Source organism: Pleomorphovibrio marinus (genome assembly GCF_003347495.1).
GTDB lineage: Bacteria > Bacteroidota > Bacteroidia > Cytophagales > Cyclobacteriaceae > Pleomorphovibrio > Pleomorphovibrio marinus.
The window spans coordinates 356,447-374,684 of record NZ_QCXY01000001.1; the positions used below are offsets into that span (position 1 = coordinate 356,447).

The following is an 18,238-nucleotide window of genomic DNA, read 5'->3' on the forward strand; positions in this document are numbered from 1 at the left end:
ATGGAAAAAGAGAGATTAGAAGGCGGACTAAATGAAAACAGAAGGAAGTTTTTGTCGAGACTCAGCCTCGGGTTAGGAAGTGTTGCCTTGGGCTCCCTTCTTATTCCCGATCTATTCAAGGGAAAATCCACTTTGGACACAGATCGGCTCATGGCGAATATTCCCCATTTTGCCCCAAAAGCAAAAAGGGTGATTTATCTTTTCCAAAACGGGGCTCCAAGTCAATTGGAATCTTTCGATTATAAGCCTATGCTTAACAAGCGGCTGGGTGAAGAGCTTCCTGAAAGCATTCGCAAGGGTCAAAGGCTTACAGGCATGACCTCCGGCCAGTCCTCCTTTCCACTGGTAGGTTCCTACCATGGCTTTAAGCAATATGGACAATCGGATGCATGGGTCAGCGACTTGTTTCCCTATACAGCCAAAATAGTGGATGATATCTGCATCGTCAAATCCATGCATACGGAAGCTATCAATCACGACCCTGCACTTACTTTTTTCCAGACAGGAGCCCAAGTGGGCAACCGCCCCAGTATGGGTGCCTGGTTAAGCTACGGGTTGGGAAGCGAAAACAACAACCTGCCCAGCTTTTGTGTATTGCTCTCCAGGGGCAAAGGAAACGGTCAGGGGGTTTATTCAAAACTTTGGACCAACGGATTCTTGGATTCGGTTCACCAAGGAGTACAGTTTTCAAGTGGAGAAGAACCCGTACTCTACCTCAACGACCCCGATGGCATGAGCAAATCCGACAGGAGGAGAATGCTTGATAAGCTTGCCGACCTGAACCAGATGAGTTACCAACAATTTGGTGACCCTGAAATAAACACCAAAATCCAGCAATATGAAATGGCCTACCGAATGCAAACGGCAGTTCCTGAAGTGACTGACCTAAGTAAGGAACCAGATAGTATTGTGAAACTTTATGGACCGGAGTGTCTGGTGCCCGGAACTTATGCAGCCAATTGTTTGCTGGCCAGGAAACTTTCAGAAAATGGAGTAAGGTTCGTACAACTTTATCACCAAGGCTGGGATCAACATGGCAATTTGCCTAACGAAATGGCCATGCAAGCAAAAGATACTGATCAAGCCTCTGCAGCCCTAATTACCGACCTTAAGCAAAGAGGTCTTTTGGATGAGACATTGGTAATTTGGGGAGGGGAATTTGGAAGGACTAATTATTGTCAAGGGAAATTTTCTGAGGACAATTATGGAAGAGATCACCATCCCAGGGCTTTCTCCATGTGGATGGCCGGTGGGGGGATAAAACCAGGTACAGTATATGGAGAAACGGATGAATTTGGCTATAACATCGTAAAGGACCCCGTGCATGTACACGACTTTCAGGCCACCATGTTACACCTATTGGGAATTGATCACGAACGACTTACCTTCAGGCATCAAGGCAGAAGGTACAGGCTAACAGACGTGTCTGGACACGTGGTCAATGATTTGCTCGCATAGTCTAAACCCAAAGATCCTAAATTCCCAATATTAACCTTATATGCTAACAGAAAAGTTGAAGGCTGGCCTAGGCCAGCTCCTGTTTGCCACACATATGTTTGTCCTGGTGTTGGTAGTGGCAGAGAGCCGCCTGGTTATCCCAGACTGGCTACATGTGTTTGGACGCATGCATCCCCTCCTATTACATTTCCCCATTGTGGTGTTGTTATTGGCAGTCTTAATCCTAGCATTTCCCAGGATAATGAAAGACCCTTTGGACAGCTATCACTATGGATCCAGTCTATTATTAATAGGTTGTTTACTGGCAGCCTTTACGGTAATTGCAGGTTTATTACTTTCCCATGAGGAAGGCTATGAAAGAGAAGCTCTCCAGTGGCATAAATGGACAGGCCTACTCGTATTTTGGATATCCTCCATTTTGTATGCTTACCTAGAAAAGGTCAACCCCAGCCTACAAAAAGCGGGGATGGTAGTAGTGGCACTGGCGCTCTTGGTATCAGGGCACCTAGGTGCCTCCATTACCCATGGGGAGGATTTTTTGACAGCTCCACTGATTAGCCAACAGGAAAAGTTAGTCAGTTTGGAGGAAGCGGAAGTATTCGATCATGTCATCTTACCTATTTTAGAAAAAAAATGTATCTCCTGCCACAAAGCCTCCAAACAAAAAGGAGAACTTAGATTGGACAAACCGGAATTCATCACCACGGGAGGTGAGTCAGGCCCAGCCTTGGTTCCTGGAGATGAAGAGGAAAGCCTTATCTTTCAACGTATACATCTTCCGCTAGAGGATGAAGACCATATGCCTCCAAAAGGTAAACCCCAACTTTCGGATGAGGAAAAGGACTTACTTTCTGCATGGATTAGGGATGGAGCAGTTTTTGACCAAAAGGTATTGGCATTTCCGGACACCACAATGACCTACCAACTCGCCGTCCAAAAATTCACCTCGAAACCTAAATCCTACGACTTCCCTAAAGCCGATGCTTCCACGGTGGAAAACCTCAATAATTTCTACAGAAAGGTTCAGGCATTGGGCATGAACTCACCCGCAATTGCAGTAAGTTATTTTGGGAGATCCGCCTTCGACCCCTCTTCCTTGGAAGACCTTAAAGAGATACGGGAACAAACCGTTTCCTTAAACCTCAGCAATATGCCCCTGAAGGATGAGGATCTGGATAAACTTTCTGATTTTCCCAATTTGGAAAGGCTCTACCTAAATTTTACAGATATTTCTGGAGAGGGCCTCGGGCACCTTCGTCCCTTGGAAAACCTGAAGTTGCTTAGTTTATCCGGGAACAAAATAGACGATAATGGGGTGGAAAACCTCCAAGAGCTCAAGTCTCTAAAGCAACTTTTCCTCTGGAACAGTGGGCTTAGTAATGAGCAAATCAGTACCCTTCAATCTGCTTTAGGGGACACTTACATCGAGACGGGCTATAGAGACGATGGAACGGTCTATCAATTAAACCCTCCAGTCATTAAGTTCGACAAGGCTTTTTTTCAAGATCAGATCGAGGTGCGCATAGAGCACGCTATACAGGGCACCAGTCTATTTTATACCTTAGACGGCGAAGAACCTGATAGCAGCAATTACATCCTATATGAAGGCCCACTGACAATAGAGGAAAACCTCACCATTAAGACAAGGGCATTTGCAGAGGGCTGGGCGGGAAGTGAAACCAGCACAGCCGAATTCATCCGGTCCAGAATAAGACCATCTTCCTATACCCTTAACTTCCCCCCTGCGGATAGGCATAAAGGGGATGGGGTAAATAGTTTGTTTGACAGAAAAAAGGCAATTCCGGATGTGTGGAACCTTAACTGGCTGGGCTTCATCAACCACCCTTTGGATGTAGAACTGAGCTTTGAAGAACCCACGGACATCAGTTCTATGTCTCTATCCATCTGGTTTAACCTCGGTGCACGATTTTTTCCTCCCCAAGAAGTGGAAATTTATCTCAAGGATAAGGATGGTGATTGGCAACTGGCAAAAACCCATAAACCCAATATACCCCAAAAAGAAGAAAAAGCACTGCTGAAGCAACTGGAAATTCCTTTCGCTACGGAGGGAGTGAAAGAAATGCGTGTGGTGGCTAAACCCCTTTCTTCATTACCAAACTGGCATGGAGGCGCTGGTGGCAAAGCTTGGCTTATGGTGGATGAGTTGGTAATGAATTAAACGTACCATCCCTGGGGGTAATCGATTAACGTAATAATGAGCAGACCAAGGGCAGCATCCTAGGCGCTATGACCATCCCTAGTGCAAACCCAGAAGCCCTTTGGGATAGTGTGGCAAGAAATTTAAACTCAAGTGTAAAAATCCTTTTTACCAAACCTTCATCTAAAGTTGTGGTTTCCCAACAAAAATAGGGTGTTCCTGAATTCATTTAATAGGAGGATTCTTCCCTATCTTAGTGTGAAGAAGAACTTTCGTACTGATCATCATTTTCGGAAAGCGGCATAATTTGAAAGGATTTTCGCTGAAGAACCTGCTCTACACGATCTAATTCCTTTTTCACGTTTATACCATCCTTTCTTTTTTCTAATAAATTTTCCCTGTAATTAAGCAATGCCTCTTCGGTTTTTTGATGGTTTCCCATTCTGCTGAACACAAGGGCCATTTCCTTATCAATTTCGATGAGGGGAGAAAGGGACTTTCCCTTTGCTTTTTTGAGATAGTACAGTGCAATATCATCAGATTCCGGGGAGTTGGATAGCTTTCGCTGAATTTGACTGAGCAATAAATAATCCCGGTCTGTGGCAATATCTAATTCCTCGAGCTTTAAGAGTAATTGATGGGCATAATGGTAGTTTTTCACTACATATTCTTGCATTGCCGCAAAACTGATGGCATTGGCCGTTAGGGATAAATAACTTCTGGAATCTAATTTTTCTCCCTCGTATGCTGAGTTCATATAGTAAAGCCCAACCCTTTCCGCCTCATTCATTTGTTCCTGGTCATACTTTGCCCCTATATTTTTCAGTATCTCGTCTGCTAAAAAATATACGGACCTGCCAAAGTCCTGTGCTACCATACTATTAAAAAAAACATCATTTTGATTTTGGTCAAAAGCAAGGGCCACGGAAGCAGCCGTTGCTGCCACAGTTCCCCAGATCCTTGCCCTTCTCTCTGCCCTAATTTCATATTTAAGGTTCACTAGATTATGCTCCAAATTGGTGTGAGCAATCGCAACTGCCAAAGCCTCGGTAAGCTCCTTCTCTGAGGATAAGGATGCCAGATAGCCGGTTGTTAGTATAATCATCCCATTGTCAAAAGAAAAAATCCTTTCTTCCATAGAGGTTAGTACCAACACGCTAAAATTACTTGCTGTTTCCTTTAACAGGGGGTATGGATGGATCCTATGAATGAGCTGATAGAGGTAATCATATAACATGTCATCCTCAAAAATCATATTGCTGCTTTGAGCCTGAATAAAATAGTCAGTTGCATCTTCTCTGATATCAGCACGTAATTCCCTTTCCCATCCATTTTTATAGACCTCTTCGGCCCTATTTCTCATCCATATTTCTTCCCAAAAACTAAGCTCTCCCTCTAAAATCCGAATACGGTCACTGTTGTAAAAGGTAAAGCCTTCGGTTCCTCTTACCATGTATCTTTCCCTACCAGAGTTAAAATTTTCCTTAATTGCATAGACAGTGATGGTGTCCCCTACAGTCTGATTGACTATGGGCTTTTCCACTACCCCGCTTAAATGGACAAGATCCTGGGCCAAAAGGTGGTTTGCTACACCCCAAAACAATATAAGAATCAAAAGCTGCTTCATATGATTATAATTTTCTTTCATCGTCCATAACCAGTCCCAAACCTGCCGATCCGGCAAGCTTGCTTCGAGAACTTACCCCGTACCAAAGGTCGGGGTAGCTTGCCCCTCACTCGTTTCGGGAGAATCTCGCCAATGATAATTAACCCTGCCATTGACATATTACTTAAAATTTACGTTAATTTGAGGTAAATTGTTTAGCAGACACAAAAAGACCGTTTTAAGAAAAACGGTTCTTGGAAGTTCCTTAACATTATCAAAATCTGGGAGAATACCCCTCTATCTCGAAGTTGGTTCTGTTGACAAAAACGCCAACAGGACCGAGAAGGGGATCTGCCGTGGTATTGAAAAACACCAAATAAGTTTCCTCATTTACATCAACACGAGCACCTCGCCAATCAGTGGTTACCGTTTCCCTAGTCTCCTCATCCAGGCTATTCCATGCCACCTCCCTTGCCTTCATGAGATCATCCGGATCATCATCATTGGAACAGGCCATTGCCACCAACATACATAGGCAAAGCAGCAAATACGAGAATTGTTTCATCGGGAAGGGTTTTATGAGATAACCATTGTCTGAACACCTTAAATTACGAAGTCCTTTGTACAAAAGTTAGGAAAAAAGTTAAGGAATGCTCATTACTGATCATTAACACATTAAGAATCAATAAGAAAACATTAAACCTTTCCGTCAGGAATCATTGGTAGACGGTTTATTCTTTTGCCACTTGCATCTAAAATCGCATTCCGAATCGCCGGGGCAACCCCAAGGATAGGCGCCTCTCCAGCACCAGCGGGATCCAAGTCTTTGCGGTTCAAAAGCACCACTTCTACTTCTGGTATATCTGAAAATTTGGGTACTCTATAAGTACTGAGGGAGGCATTGTTAATTTTTCCATCTTCAAAGTCCACTGCCTCAAACAAAGCTCCACCCAAGCCCTGTAGTACACAACCCACTACCTGGCTCTTCAAATGCTTCGGATGGATAATAGCACCACATTCGAAAGCGGTCACCAGTCGCTTGACTACAACTTTTTGGCTTTCCTTATCAAATGCCACCTCTGCAAAAGTGGCCACGTATCCTCCTTTAACATAGCCGCAGCCAAGCCCCTTGCCCCTTCCTTGGGGAAGTTTATTTTCCCAATGGAATTTCTCTGCAGCTGCAATTAATACGTCTTTCATCCTAGGGTCATCCAGATGTCTAAGTCGAAAGGCCAGGCTATCCTCCTTTAGGTAATACGCTAAATCGGTCATTTGGGACTCAATCGCAAAAACATTTGCCGTAGAAGCCAATGCCCTATAAGAACCTTGCCGCAAGGGAGTGTCTGACCGGTGATACTTTTCCTGCTTTTCCTTCACCCGATAGGGTGTTTGCATACCCGAACCACCACTGTTGAAATTGTGAAATTGCCAGGCACCTAAATTGCCATTGGATTCAAGCGCACTCTTCACCTGGATAACTCCAGCAGGTCTGAAATAGGCCCATTTAAATTCCTCTTCCCGGGTCCATTGTACTTTCACCGGTTTTTCCACGCCCTTGGCCAATTTTGCGGCCTCCACCCCGGCTTCCGCCGTATGTTTACCCCCATATCCGGAACCCGTATCAGGGGTAATTACTCTAACCTTTGCCTTGCTGATGCTAAACTCGTTGCACAGATCCTCTTGAACCCCAAAAGGCTTTTGTGTACCTGTCCAAACTGTAAGTTCATCGTCATCCCATTCAGCCACACCTACACGGGTTTCCAAGGGAACATGGGAAATGTAATCAATATGAAATTCTTGCTCCAACCTATCTTCAAAGCCATTAAGCGCCTCAAACTCCAGCTCCTTTTCCGATAAGTTTGCATGCTTGACCAAATGGTCAAAAAGATTTTTCCTAGAAACATGTTCCTTACTATCCCAGCTTGCATCCAATAAAGCAAGTGCTTGCGAAGCAGTGGTGGCATCCGGGGCTGTAACCCCCACAAAATCTCCGTTGCGGACAACCTGTACCCCCTCCATCGATTTAACTTGGCTAATATCCAGACTTTTAAGCTTGGCTCCGTAGACTGGGGGTCGCAATATTTTACCATATTGCATATTGGGCAGCGATAAATCTGAAACATACTTGTGCTTCCCGGTGACATAATCCCTGCCCCTTGCTTTTGGGACAGAAGTTCCAGCTATCTTCCATTCATTTACAGGCGTGAGCTCAACATTGTCCCTGTAAGGTTCAAAAAGCCGCTTGCCATTGGCGAGTTCTGCATAGGTAAGTCTTTTCCCATTGCTTGGATGTGCTATAGCACCTCCTTCCAAGGACAAGGAGGTCTTCCCTATTTGCCATGAATCCGAGGCCTCTTCTTTCAGCATTTCCCTAAGAGTAGCTGCAGCCTTTCTTAGGGTAAGGGACATCTGCGGGGTGGTACGGCTACCGGTGGTGCCCCTGTCATAAGGGGTAAGCTTGGTGTCTGCCAACACCATGTCCACCATTTCAAAAGGAACACGCAACTCCTCTGCCACCACTTGCGCAAGGGAGGTACGTATATTTTGGCCCACTTCGGTTTTTCCGGAATAGGCTGTAATATGGCCATCCTCTGCAACATGAATGAATGAGGCTATGGAATCCTCCTCCTCGATTTTCCTTTGGTCTGAAGGAAAGGCAATTAGGTCGCTATATAATACGAATGTTCCCAATCCTAATCCTACCTGTTTGAGGAAAGCCCTTCGGCTATTGCCTGAAAAGTCATTTTTCATGTTTGATGTTGGGTTTTCCAAAGGCATGGTAGTAAGTTTTGGTTTAAAATAAAGTCAAATAAACGCCCATTGGGGATTAGGCCCTAATCTTTCCGGAAGGGACCAACGGGAGTTTGTTGATTCTTTCCCCAGTTACATCCTGAATGGCATTTCGAATGGCAGGGGCCACTCCGATGATAGGGGCTTCACCCGCACCGGCAGGAGGTAAATCAGGCCGGTTTATCAATAACACTTCCGTCTCTGGAATGTCCTTGAACCTAGGGACCCTATAGGAGGAAAAGGCAGCATTGAGGATTTGCCCATTGTCAAAATCAACTGCTTCAAAAAGGGCACCGCCCAGTCCCTGCAACACGCAGCCCAGCACTTGACTTTTCAAGTGCCGGGGATTGAGGATGGCACCGCATTCAAAGCCTGTCACCAACTTCAATACTTTTACCTCTTTCGTTTCGGGATCTACATAAACCTCAGCGCAGGTTGCTACATAACCTCCCTTCACAAAGCCACATGCCAACCCGAAACCCCTATCAGATCGCTTTTCCTTTTCCCATCCAAATTTGGATGCTGTATCTTTCAATACTCTTCGGAGTCGCTCGTCAGAAAGATGTTCCATCCTGAATTCCATTGGATCCTTCCCCTGCTCCGAGGCCAAATCATTCATGACTGACTCTATTGCAAACACATTGGCCGTAGAAGCCAGGGCCCTGTAAGAACCTTGTCTCAGTGGAGTGTCGGAAGAAATGAATTGTTGGTGCTTGGCTGGAACATCATAGGGGGATTCAATTCCAGCCCCCCCACTATTGTAATTGAACATTTCCCAAGCCGCAAGTTTTCCATTCGCATCCAAAGCCCCTCTTACCTCAATCAGCCCTGCTGGCCTGCAATAGGCCCACATAAACTCCTCTTCCCTAGTCCAGTTTACCTTTACAGGTTTACCAATGGCTTTCGCTAGTTTGGCAGCTTCGATCCCTGCCTCCCCGGTATGCTTTCCGCCGTAACCAGAGCCGGTATCAGGCATTCTAACCCTAATTTTATCCTTGGCTAATCCAAATTCTTTTTCTAATTCCTCCTGGACCCCAAAGGGTCTCTGGGTGCCTGTCCATACATTTAGCTCACCATTCTTCCATTCTGCCAATCCCGCCCTTGGCTCCAAAGGGGTGTGGGCAATATAATCCACATGAAAAGCGGAAGTAACCTTCTTAGCACCATTGGCAAAAGCCTCCTCCACATTCGGTTTTTTGTCGGGCTGTTTATTGGCATTTTCCTTTAAATGGGAAAAAAGTTGTTTCCGGGACGGTTGTTTTTTCCGTTCCCATTCTGCATTGATCATTGCGAGGGCCATTTTTGCCGTGGTAGAGTCAGGTGCTGTTACTCCTACAAAATCCCCATCCTTAACGACCCTTACCCCCTGCACCTTTTCAGCATCAGAGGTATCCAATGAGGTTAACTTTGCGCCCAAATAAGGGGGACGCAATACCTTTCCGTACTGCATGTCAGGAAGTTTAAGATCCGAAACATACTTGTGGCTTCCGGTAATATAGAATTTGCCATTCACCTTGGGCACAGAGGTTCCGGCAATTTTCCAATCCTCCACCGGTACCACTTGTACGTCCTCGTTTACCCTTTGTGCCAACTTCTTTCCATTGGCAAGTTGTGCGTAACTTAACCTCTTTCCGTTTGAAGGGTGAAAGACTATTCCCTGCTCCAGTTGTAAACTTGTGGAGCTGGTATTCCATTCTTTGGCAGCGGTTGCTTTTAAAAGTTCCCGCACAGAAGCCGCAGCTTTTCGCAATTTTGGGGCCATTTGGGGAGTGGTAAGGCTTCCAAAAGTTCCCCTGTCATAGGGTGTCAGTAGGGTGTCGCCCATTATGAATTGGATATCCTCTACCTTGACAAATAGTTCTTCTGCTACAACCTGAGCCAAGGAAGTCCTAATGTTCTGGCCTACTTCTACCTTACCGGTATAGCAGGTAATCCTTCCTTCTCCATTAACATGGATCCAAGCACCAATAGTGTCCTCGGCTGCCTCCCTGGTAAAGCTTTTGGCAATTGGGCCTGCCAGTATATCTGAGACTACAAGGTAGGAAGCGATGCCTGCTCCCATCCTTTTGAAAAAACTCCGGCGGGTAATGGGACTACCAGCTATCTTTTTTTCAAACAGTTCGTACTGTTCTGGAAATATATGGTTCTCGTCTTGCTGCTTTTTCATGTGTTTATAATTGATTTTTATTTGCCACATGGAATCTCGCAAAGGATAATCATCCCAGTGTGTGACGGGCTCGTCATGCCTGCCTGTAGACAGGCTCGATTTCATGCTTTACTTGTTTTAGCTTTTTCGATGGCAGCCATAATTTGTGGATAGGTACAGCACCTACAGATGTTTCCATTCATGGCTTCTATGATTTCCTCACGAGATGGGCTGGCATTTCTTTCCAAAAGTGCTACTGCAGAAACAATCATTCCCGAGGCACAATAGGCGCATTGAAACACGTCTTCTTCCAAAAAAGCCTCCTGTACGGGGTGCAATTTGCCATTTTTTTCCAGTCCCTCTATGGTGGTGATGTCCTTGCCCTGGGCACTTACCGCAGGCGTTATACATGCTGGGACGGCAGTACCGTCCATCATTACCCTACATGCCCCACAGGCAGCTTCTCCACATCCGTATTTGGTGCCTGTAAGCTCAAGTTGCTCTCTCAGCACTTCCAGCAGGGTGGGGTTGGCACTTACGTTTATGGTATGGGATTTTCCGTTTACGTTGATTTTCATGGTTTTAGCCTTGGATGAAACAATTATAAGGTATAAAAAATCTAAGCCAAAACCAATCCAAAATGGTATATCAGGAAAAAGAAGATGCTCAATGGTACCAAAAAAGACCCTCTGATTTCTAGCAGGATTAAAACAAGGAGAATTGCAATTTATCGGTCAGCAATTCAAGCGCCTTTATAGACTTCTCCGAATTTCCTTTCTCGTTCAATTCCGGACTCCACACACCAATGCTAAACTTACCAGGCATAATCGCACCTATTCCTCCCCCCACACCACTTTTGCCAGGCATTCCGACCCTGAAAGCGAATTCCCCCGATTCATCATAGAAACCACAGGTAAGCATAAGTGCATTTACCCTTTTGGCGTGAGTTTCCGTCAAAATCTGCTTTTTGGCAAAAACGGAATACCCATTGTTGGCCAAAAAAGAAAAAGTCTTGGCAAGCTCCTCACAGGACATTTCAATGGCACATTGGGACACATAGGCTTCCATTACTTCCTCCACCGGATTCTCAAAGTTCTTATAGGCTTTTAAAAAATAGGCCAAGGCAGTATTCCGCTCTGAATGTGCCAATTCCGATTTCTTGACCTCTTCATCTATCCTTACGCAATGCGTACCTGCCAATTCATCCACATATTCTATGGTTTGCTTTATGGGATCCTTGTATTTACTCACCAAGGCATCGGTAATGACCAGAGCCCCGGCGTTGATAAAGGGGTTTCTGGGAATTCCCTTTTCATATTCCAATTGGGCAATAGAATTAAAGGGGTTGCCGCTGGGTTCCACATTGACCCTGGACCATAGTTTACTTTTAAAGGCATGAAAAACCATGGTAAGTGTGTGTACTTTGGATATACTTTGGATGGAAAAAGGTTCCCGGTAATCCCCTACCCCATACACCTGCCCGTCCAAGTCCACTAGGGCAATGCCGAATTTTGATCCATCTACCTTGGCCAGTTCTGGGATGTAGTCGGCCACCTTCCCTTTGAGGTTTTGGTGTTTGACCTCGTCATATACTTCTTCGATCAATGATTGATAATCCATTTTTGGAGCGAATCTTGTTGGTTGAGTAAGTCCAAGCACAAAAAGCAATCCAATATAACAAAAAATAAACCCAAAACATTAAATCGAGCCTGTCTACACAGGCAGGCATGACGGGATCGTCACTTACTGGGTGCACCCCCGATAGCTATCAGGGGCTTCATCACTGGTTTTTTTTCCCGAAACAACTCCAGGACAGGCTCCCGAAACGAGTTCCCCGAAGCGAGTTCGGGGCAGGCAGGGACATGCTATCCCGAGTTAAATTGTAGGACAAGTTTTGACCTTTAAAAATCAAAATATAATCATATGAAGATCATAGTATTTGGAGCGAATGGCCAGATCGGTAAAATATTAATCGACAAAATAAAAAAAGAAGGAACACATGAAGTCACTGCCGCAGTGCGGAAGGAGGAACAGGCCAAGGACTTTCAGTCCAAAGGTGTAAAAGGCCTGCTTGTAGACCTGGAAGGCTCGGTAGAGGAGTTGACCAAAGTCATCCGAGGCCATGATGCAGTAGTATTCTCTGCAGGATCCGGAGGGAAAACAGGCCCTGATAAAACGCTTTTGGTGGACTTGGACGGAGCAGTTAAAACCATGGAAGCTGCCTCAAAAGCAGGCACCAAAAGATACCTTATGGTTAGTGCACTTCAAGCAAACAACAGGAAAAACTGGAACCAGAAGATAAGGCCCTATTATGTGGCCAAACATTATGCCGACCGTTGCCTCGCTGAAAGTGGTTTGGATTTCACCATTGTCCGACCGGGTGGGCTCACCAACGACAAGGGCGCAGGAAAAGTAGCCATCTCCGAACAACTAGAAAGAGGAAAAGTCTCCAGGGAAGACGTGGCAACAGTCCTTCTGGCTAGTCTGGAGGAAGAAAAAACCATAGGTAAGGCTTTTGACCTCACGGAGGGGGATAAATCCTTCAAGGATGCATTAGGAGGATTATAATACATCCTTTTCTGGACGAGGATGCAAAAAAATGAGATTTTTTGCATCCTTATTTTTTGTGTTGCGTATATTAAAATGATATCATTTTAATATTACTGTACTATGGAAAAATTAATCAAACCCACCTCTGGCTACCCCATGATTTTAGTGGTACTTACCTTATTTACACTTTCGGGCATAAGTATGGCCTACCTGGAACCATGGGTCGGTGTAGTGCTGCTCCTCCTAGGGGTATTGATCTTGCCCGGATTTTTTATCGTGGAACCCAATAAGGCCATGGTAATGCTGCTTTTCGGTTCGTATAAGGGCTCCGTGAAAGCGGACGGCTTTTTCTGGGTAAATCCCTTTATGACCAAAAAGAAAATTTCATTGCGTGTGCGAAATTTTGAAAACAAGCCCATTAAGGTAAATGACAAAATAGGCAATCCCATCATGATCGGCACTATAGTGGTATGGCAAGTGGAGAATACCTACAAGGCCTATTTTGATGTGGATGAGTATGAAAATTTCGTCCATCTTCAGGTAGATGCCGCGGTAAGAAAAATGGCAGGCTCCTACCCCTATGATGACTTCGAGGCGGAGGATGCGGAGATCACCCTACGTTCGGGTGTGGAAGAGGTAAACCAGTCCCTGGAAGTGGAGATCATAGACCGACTTCAACATGCCGGCATCAAGGTAATAGAGGCCAGGATTTCCCATCTGGCCTATTCCTCAGAAATAGCTTCAGCCATGTTGCAACGCCAACAGGCAACTGCAATAGTTGCTGCTCGAAGAAAGATTGTTGACGGTGCGGTGGGAATGGTGGAGATGGCACTGGAGGACTTGAAAATCAAGGGGATTATAGAGTTTGAGGAGGACAAAAAGGCAGCAATGGTAAGTAACCTGATGGTGGTGCTTTGCTCCGACAAAAATGCCAGTCCTGTCCTGAATGTGGGGAGTTTGCATCAATAAAAAAGTATGGTATTCAAGGAAAACCAACATTTTAGAAATACCTGGGTGATGTATTTGATCCTAATGATAGAGCTACCCACCCTTGTGCTTATGACAGTGCTCTGGCTCACCGGTAATTTTGGTGAGGATGGGTATATCCCCTTCTTGATTGTGGTCGGGATTATATTGGGTGCCTTTTGGTTCATTATGAGTATTGAATTGGAGACCCGTATTGACCGATTTGGACTTTCGTACCGTTGCTTCCCCATAACAGGTTGGAGAAAATACCCGAAAGAAAAAATCACCAATATCGAAGTGCTTAACAAAGGAATGATGTGGAAGTTTGGTGGCCTTGGAATTCGCTATAATTTCAAAAAGTGGGCCTATGTGTTTTCCAATGAGGCTGCAATACAAGTCGAGTCCGCTGGCAAAAAATTTGTGCTTAGCACCAGAAAACCCGGTGAGGCAAGAAGCATAATAGATGAATGGAAATTAAAATAATATGCCTAATAAAAAAGCATTTGCACTCAGGATAGATGAAAAGACGATGAAGGCCGTGGAGAAATGGGCTGCGGATGAATTTAGAAGCACCAATGGGCAGTTGGAATGGATCATTCATGAAGCGCTGAAGAAGGCGGGGAGGTTGAAGGAGAAGTGATTGGTAATGGTTAATTGTTTACTGGAAAGGGAAGGGTAGGGAAATCAGGAATTGTTTAATTATGAATTACAAAAACCCCTGACCGTAAATAACTGGAAGAGAAACCCAATCCAAAATCTAAAATCAGAAATGCCGAAATTTTCAAAAGAAGGACAAAACCAAAATATAGCAGGCCCTGTCTATTGACAATACTGAAATTTACCACTACCTTTTCCACAAATTCCAGAAGCTATGAGTAAGGATAAAGGAGAGAAAAAAGACCCTAAAAAAAAGGCGGCTAAATCCATGATGGAGAAAAGGGCGGATAAAAAAGCCAAGCAGGCCGAGAAAAAGAAAAATGGTTGACCCTGTACTTAGGGTTTGTATGAGGCCTGGAAAATACTTTCCGGGCTTTTTTTTGTCCCACAACATCCCCTGCTCAACCGATCCTCAGAAAAATTATTATGGGATGGGTATCATTTGCCGAAACCCAAGGGCTATATGTCCTTCCACTTTTCAATATTAATTTTTACTTGAAGTGCTTTTACCAAAAATTGTGCATATCCAACTTTCCCTTGTGGTATTCTTATAAGTAACTGAAAATGAGTGATGGATTAAGTTTTTAATATTTGATTAAACCCAGTTTTTAAAAGAAAAACCTTAAATAACAGGTGAGCAAATTCACCCAAATACGGATATTTGCATTTCACTATTAACAAAATGTTTTGTCCATTTTTTTAATGAAATATTTAACTTTATTTTGGGTTTTTAATTTTTGCCATATTACCTTTCGAATGTCCTAACAATTAAACATTGCGATGGACGATAGGGAGGAACAAGCAACTCCAAAAAATATTGGGAATCTGACCCGAAGATTATTGTCGTCACTATTGATGCCATGAACCCAAGGGTGGGGTTGGGAAAGTGATGGACAGCAAGTGTCCACACCGAGAAAATAGCTAAGTGAAGTAAGGTGAAGTTGGCAGTGTAGATAGAGCGAAGTAGGTAGTGCCGTTGGAAAGTAGGGGAGCAATGTGCAGCTAGAAGTGAGAAGGAAAGTGCCGTAAGAAGTGAAGTTGGCAGTGCGGTTGATCCGTGAAGTTGGATTTAGTTATTGGTAGTTGGTTATTTTTTAATGTAGGGTTTGCCCGGAGCCTCAAGTGCTTGGTAGTATAAGAGGCTCCGGCATTTTTTCACCTATCTTTTTTTCATTGATCTTCGTTGACAAGTTTCTCGATCTTAACCTTACCATCGGGGAAAAAATGATGCACATCCCGCTGTGGAAATGGGATGACAATGTCATTATCCTCTAAGGCATTATTAATCTCCTCCATTTTGTCCCAATAAACAGGCCAGAGGTTAGCGGCATCCGCCCAGCACCTTACCGAAAGGTCCAAGGAACTGTCCCCAAAGTTGGTGAACAGGACAACGGGTTCGGGATCAGCATGAATCCTGTCATCTTTTTTCAACACATCCAGAATAACTTCCCTGGCTTTTTTTAGATTGGTACCGTAGGCCACCCCTACAGACATTTCCACCCTTCTTGTAGGCTTGGCAGAGAAGTTGGTGATGTTGTTGTTAGCCAGTGCACCATTCGGAATTGTAACCACTTTATTGTCGAAATTTCTCACTTTGGTATAGAGGATATCGATTGATTCTACCCCTCCCAAAGTGCCTTGTGCATCTATGGTATCCCCCACTTTAAAGGGCTTGAACACCAAAATGAGCACCCCTCCAGCAAAGTTGGAGAGGGACCCCTGCAAGGCCAATCCTACAGCCAAACCGGCTGCACCTAATACTGCAATAAAGGCCGTAACCTCTACGCCAAGAGTGGACAACACCGCTAGAATTAGCAGGACATATAACAAGCCCTTCAAAAAACTCTTGAGAAAGGAAGAAAGAGATTTGTCAAAATCATACTTATCAAAGGCGGTGCCCAGAGCCTTAACAATAAACTTAATGATATATGCACCTATAAAATATAGGGCAACTGCTAATACGATTTTGGGGATTGCAACTAAAGAAAAGGCTAGCGCCCCATCCATTAAGCTTTCAATGGTGCTTTCGTCTAATTCCATCATTCTTTGCTTTTTTTAAACAGTTGGTAAATATTTATAAAAGGTTTTTTAAATTTTAATTTAATGCGCAAATGACCTGCCAACGAAAGGCCCAATGCCAGGAAATTTCTACTTTGGGTAAGTTTGCTTCTCTGCCAATCCTCTGCCAATCTTCTCTTACAAAGCTCCTTCTTACCGAAAGAGGAGCGTCGTTTTTAACCATTGGAGATCTGGAAAAACAGAAAGTCAGCCACTTAATACTGTGGTAAGCCAAGGCATGCCTATGGAGGTCGTTGACAATAATACCCAACCTTGCTTTATCTTTAAAAATACGAAACATTTTTATTAATTCCACATCATTGAAATGGTGGGTAAACAAGGTGCAGCACACCACATCCACCTTTTCTTTCAAAAACTCCGGATCGAATACGTTGAGCACCTGCCATTTCACCCCATCTAGGTGCGGGTGCCTTTCTTTGGCCAATTCAATGATATTGGGGTTTGCATCTATTCCCACAAATTTCATGGAATATTCATTTTTTTCCGCCCATGCCGCCATAGTGTTTATCATGTCTCCCCCACCACAGCCGATATCCGCGACTACAATCGGGCCTTTCTGCCTGGCTCCCAGCAATTTCTTCAAACCGTTGGTTGTTACACTGTTCCCCCCCAACAACCTGTTGATGATTTTAAGTTCTTCCAAGGTCTGGAGTAGTTCCCCTCCACTACAAGAGAGGTCATCCATTTTTTCCTTTTCGTAACACCTTTGCTTTAAATTCATCCTTTTTTTTCTATCAAAAGAGTTTCCATCGTTAGTCCAGGGCCAAAACCCATGGAAAGTACGTCACCAGACACCAAGGGATCCTGCAGGATAGCAGCAAAAACAAACAAAATTGAAACTGAGGACATATTCCCGAACGACTTGAGCACATGGTGTGCATGTCTGTTCTGTTCCCATGGGATACCCAATGCCTGTTCTACCTTCTTGAGGATTTGGGTTCCTCCCGGGTGAATGGCAAAATGCTTGATCTTTTCCAAGAAAAAACGCTTCTCCAGCTTTTCCCGAAGAAACTGAATGCCTGTGTCCAATAGTTCGGGTACGTATTTGGTTAGTTTCATCTCAAAGCCATGGTCACCGATATTCCAAGCCATGTCCTCATCCCCGTCGCTGAAAATTTGACTTTGATAATCTTTGATTTTCAGGCCATGGGAGGATTGCATCATCATTAATGCGGCTGCTCCGTCCCCGAAAAGGGCATTGGCCAAAAGGTTATCCTCGTTGTATACTTTTTGAAAATGAATGGTACACAACTCCACTGCCAATACTAATACCTTGGCATTTTTCTGGCTCTTCAATATCCTATCTGCCAACTTAATCCCGTTAAAGGCCGCATAACAACCCATAAAATGAATGGCATACCGCTCAATGGTATTGGCAAAACCCATCTTAGCAATAATTTCCATTTCCACCCCTGGTGCATACATGCCCGTACAACTCACCAAAATAAGATGGGTGACTTCGCTTGCTTCCACTTCTGAATCCTCCAGGCATTTGGAAATGGCCTTTTCCGCAAGGCCTGGGGCCATATTTCTGAAAACCTCCATCCTTCTTTTTGTACTCGGAAAAGGCTCAAGGCTCTTGTTTTTTGGAAAAAACGCAAATTCTTCGGGATTCTGAAAATGGAAATCGCTTAATACGCTGAACCGGCTTTCTATACCGGAAATTCTATAAATAAACTGTAATTTCCTTTTCTCCTCCGATCCCAATCCATGTGCCATGGCCATGAACTCCCCTATTTTGGCTTGAGGAATGGCTTCTCCAGGGTTAGAGGTACCAATGGCCACGATATGGTTGTCCATCTGTTTTTTTTTATGGTAAATAGTTGTA

At 44.3% G+C, this 18,238-nt stretch carries 15 protein-coding genes; 6 read left to right on the top strand and 9 right to left on the bottom strand.

Annotated features, from left to right (window positions below; all coding sequences use genetic code 11):
* Both DB520_RS01580 and DB520_RS01585 read left to right on the top strand, forming a co-directional pair.
* A complete protein-coding gene (locus tag DB520_RS01580; protein ID WP_114747910.1) occupies positions 1-1,458 on the top strand; it encodes a DUF1501 domain-containing protein in 1,458 nt (485 codons plus the stop codon).
* A gap of 40 nt (positions 1,459-1,498) precedes the next feature.
* A complete protein-coding gene (locus tag DB520_RS01585) occupies positions 1,499-3,637 on the top strand; it encodes a c-type cytochrome domain-containing protein (RefSeq protein WP_114747911.1) in 2,139 nt (712 codons plus the stop codon).
* A gap of 232 nt (positions 3,638-3,869) precedes the next feature.
* Here the strand turns inward: DB520_RS01585 and DB520_RS01590 are convergent, their stop codons facing one another.
* The 6 genes from DB520_RS01590 to DB520_RS01615 form a co-directional block, all read right to left on the bottom strand.
* Positions 3,870-5,243: a hypothetical protein gene (locus tag DB520_RS01590; RefSeq protein WP_114747912.1), complete on the bottom strand. Its 1,374-nt coding sequence runs from the start codon at positions 5,241-5,243 to the stop codon at positions 3,870-3,872.
* A gap of 253 nt (positions 5,244-5,496) precedes the next feature.
* On the bottom strand, positions 5,497-5,787 hold the full coding sequence (locus tag DB520_RS01595; RefSeq protein ID WP_157971895.1) for a hypothetical protein: 291 nt from the start codon (positions 5,785-5,787) through the stop codon (positions 5,497-5,499).
* A gap of 131 nt (positions 5,788-5,918) precedes the next feature.
* Positions 5,919-7,973: a xanthine dehydrogenase family protein molybdopterin-binding subunit gene (locus DB520_RS01600; RefSeq protein WP_232834790.1), complete on the bottom strand. Its 2,055-nt coding sequence runs from the start codon at positions 7,971-7,973 to the stop codon at positions 5,919-5,921.
* A 76-nt stretch (positions 7,974-8,049) separates the two neighbouring features.
* Complete coding sequence (locus DB520_RS01605; RefSeq protein ID WP_232834791.1) at positions 8,050-10,284, bottom strand: xanthine dehydrogenase family protein molybdopterin-binding subunit; 2,235 nt, start codon at positions 10,282-10,284, stop codon at positions 8,050-8,052.
* Positions 10,281-10,736 carry a (2Fe-2S)-binding protein gene (locus DB520_RS01610; RefSeq protein ID WP_114747915.1) on the bottom strand — a complete coding sequence of 152 codons (456 nt, stop codon included), beginning with the start codon at positions 10,734-10,736 and terminating at the stop codon, positions 10,281-10,283. Before DB520_RS01610 ends, DB520_RS01605 begins: the two co-directional genes overlap by 4 nt.
* A gap of 127 nt (positions 10,737-10,863) precedes the next feature.
* Positions 10,864-11,778 carry a glutaminase gene (locus tag DB520_RS01615; protein ID WP_114747916.1) on the bottom strand — a complete coding sequence of 305 codons (915 nt, stop codon included), beginning with the start codon at positions 11,776-11,778 and terminating at the stop codon, positions 10,864-10,866.
* Between the two features lie 303 nt (positions 11,779-12,081).
* On the opposite strand from DB520_RS01615, the gene DB520_RS01620 reads away from it, so the two are divergent.
* The 4 genes from DB520_RS01620 to DB520_RS01635 all read left to right on the top strand — a co-directional run bounded on the left by DB520_RS01620 (position 12,082) and on the right by DB520_RS01635 (position 14,314).
* Complete coding sequence (locus DB520_RS01620; RefSeq protein WP_114747917.1) at positions 12,082-12,726, top strand: SDR family oxidoreductase; 645 nt, start codon at positions 12,082-12,084, stop codon at positions 12,724-12,726.
* Between the two features lie 102 nt (positions 12,727-12,828).
* A complete protein-coding gene (locus DB520_RS01625; protein ID WP_114747918.1) occupies positions 12,829-13,677 on the top strand; it encodes an SPFH domain-containing protein in 849 nt (282 codons plus the stop codon).
* A gap of 6 nt (positions 13,678-13,683) precedes the next feature.
* Positions 13,684-14,157 carry a hypothetical protein gene (locus DB520_RS01630; protein ID WP_114747919.1) on the top strand — a complete coding sequence of 158 codons (474 nt, stop codon included), beginning with the start codon at positions 13,684-13,686 and terminating at the stop codon, positions 14,155-14,157.
* 1 nt (position 14,158) lies between these two features.
* The gene (locus DB520_RS01635) at positions 14,159-14,314 is read left to right on the top strand and encodes an Arc family DNA binding domain-containing protein (RefSeq protein ID WP_114747920.1); all 156 of its coding nucleotides are present in this window, start codon (positions 14,159-14,161) and stop codon (positions 14,312-14,314) included.
* A gap of 1,187 nt (positions 14,315-15,501) precedes the next feature.
* Here DB520_RS01635 and DB520_RS01640 read toward each other — a convergent pair.
* The 3 genes from DB520_RS01640 to DB520_RS01650 are packed head-to-tail and all read right to left on the bottom strand — an operon-like array spanning position 15,502 to position 18,210.
* Positions 15,502-16,374 (bottom strand): mechanosensitive ion channel family protein, encoded by an 873-nt coding sequence (locus DB520_RS01640; RefSeq protein WP_394340924.1) that lies wholly within the window; start codon positions 16,372-16,374, stop codon positions 15,502-15,504.
* A 52-nt stretch (positions 16,375-16,426) separates the two neighbouring features.
* Positions 16,427-17,131, bottom strand: a complete 705-nt coding sequence (locus tag DB520_RS01645) for a methyltransferase domain-containing protein (protein WP_114747921.1) — start codon at positions 17,129-17,131, stop codon at positions 16,427-16,429.
* Entirely contained in the window at positions 17,128-18,210 is a 1,083-nt protein-coding gene (locus DB520_RS01650) for a type III polyketide synthase (protein ID WP_114748732.1), read from the bottom strand. Before DB520_RS01650 ends, DB520_RS01645 begins: the two co-directional genes overlap by 4 nt.
* Positions 18,211-18,238 lie beyond the last annotated feature (28 nt).

Bases quoted from the DNA above. Each gene is read 5' to 3' on its own strand.
- DB520_RS01580 (WP_114747910.1), top strand. From the start codon at position 1: ATGGAAAAAGAGAGATTAGAAGGCGGACTAAATGAAAACAGAAGGAAG.
- DB520_RS01585 (WP_114747911.1), top strand. From the start codon at position 1,499: ATGCTAACAGAAAAGTTGAAGGCTGGCCTAGGCCAGCTCCTGTTTGCC.
- DB520_RS01590 (WP_114747912.1), bottom strand. From the start codon at position 5,243: ATGAAGCAGCTTTTGATTCTTATATTGTTTTGGGGTGTAGCAAACCAC.
- DB520_RS01595 (WP_157971895.1), bottom strand. From the start codon at position 5,787: ATGAAACAATTCTCGTATTTGCTGCTTTGCCTATGTATGTTGGTGGCA.
- DB520_RS01600 (WP_232834790.1), bottom strand. From the start codon at position 7,973: ATGAAAAATGACTTTTCAGGCAATAGCCGAAGGGCTTTCCTCAAACAG.
- DB520_RS01605 (WP_232834791.1), bottom strand. From the start codon at position 10,284: ATGAAATCGAGCCTGTCTACAGGCAGGCATGACGAGCCCGTCACACAC.
- DB520_RS01610 (WP_114747915.1), bottom strand. From the start codon at position 10,736: ATGAAAATCAACGTAAACGGAAAATCCCATACCATAAACGTAAGTGCC.
- DB520_RS01615 (WP_114747916.1), bottom strand. From the start codon at position 11,778: ATGGATTATCAATCATTGATCGAAGAAGTATATGACGAGGTCAAACAC.
- DB520_RS01620 (WP_114747917.1), top strand. From the start codon at position 12,082: ATGAAGATCATAGTATTTGGAGCGAATGGCCAGATCGGTAAAATATTA.
- DB520_RS01625 (WP_114747918.1), top strand. From the start codon at position 12,829: ATGGAAAAATTAATCAAACCCACCTCTGGCTACCCCATGATTTTAGTG.
- DB520_RS01630 (WP_114747919.1), top strand. From the start codon at position 13,684: ATGGTATTCAAGGAAAACCAACATTTTAGAAATACCTGGGTGATGTAT.
- DB520_RS01635 (WP_114747920.1), top strand. From the start codon at position 14,159: ATGCCTAATAAAAAAGCATTTGCACTCAGGATAGATGAAAAGACGATG.
- DB520_RS01640 (WP_394340924.1), bottom strand. From the start codon at position 16,374: ATGATGGAATTAGACGAAAGCACCATTGAAAGCTTAATGGATGGGGCG.
- DB520_RS01645 (WP_114747921.1), bottom strand. From the start codon at position 17,131: ATGAATTTAAAGCAAAGGTGTTACGAAAAGGAAAAAATGGATGACCTC.
- DB520_RS01650 (WP_114748732.1), bottom strand. From the start codon at position 18,210: ATGGACAACCATATCGTGGCCATTGGTACCTCTAACCCTGGAGAAGCC.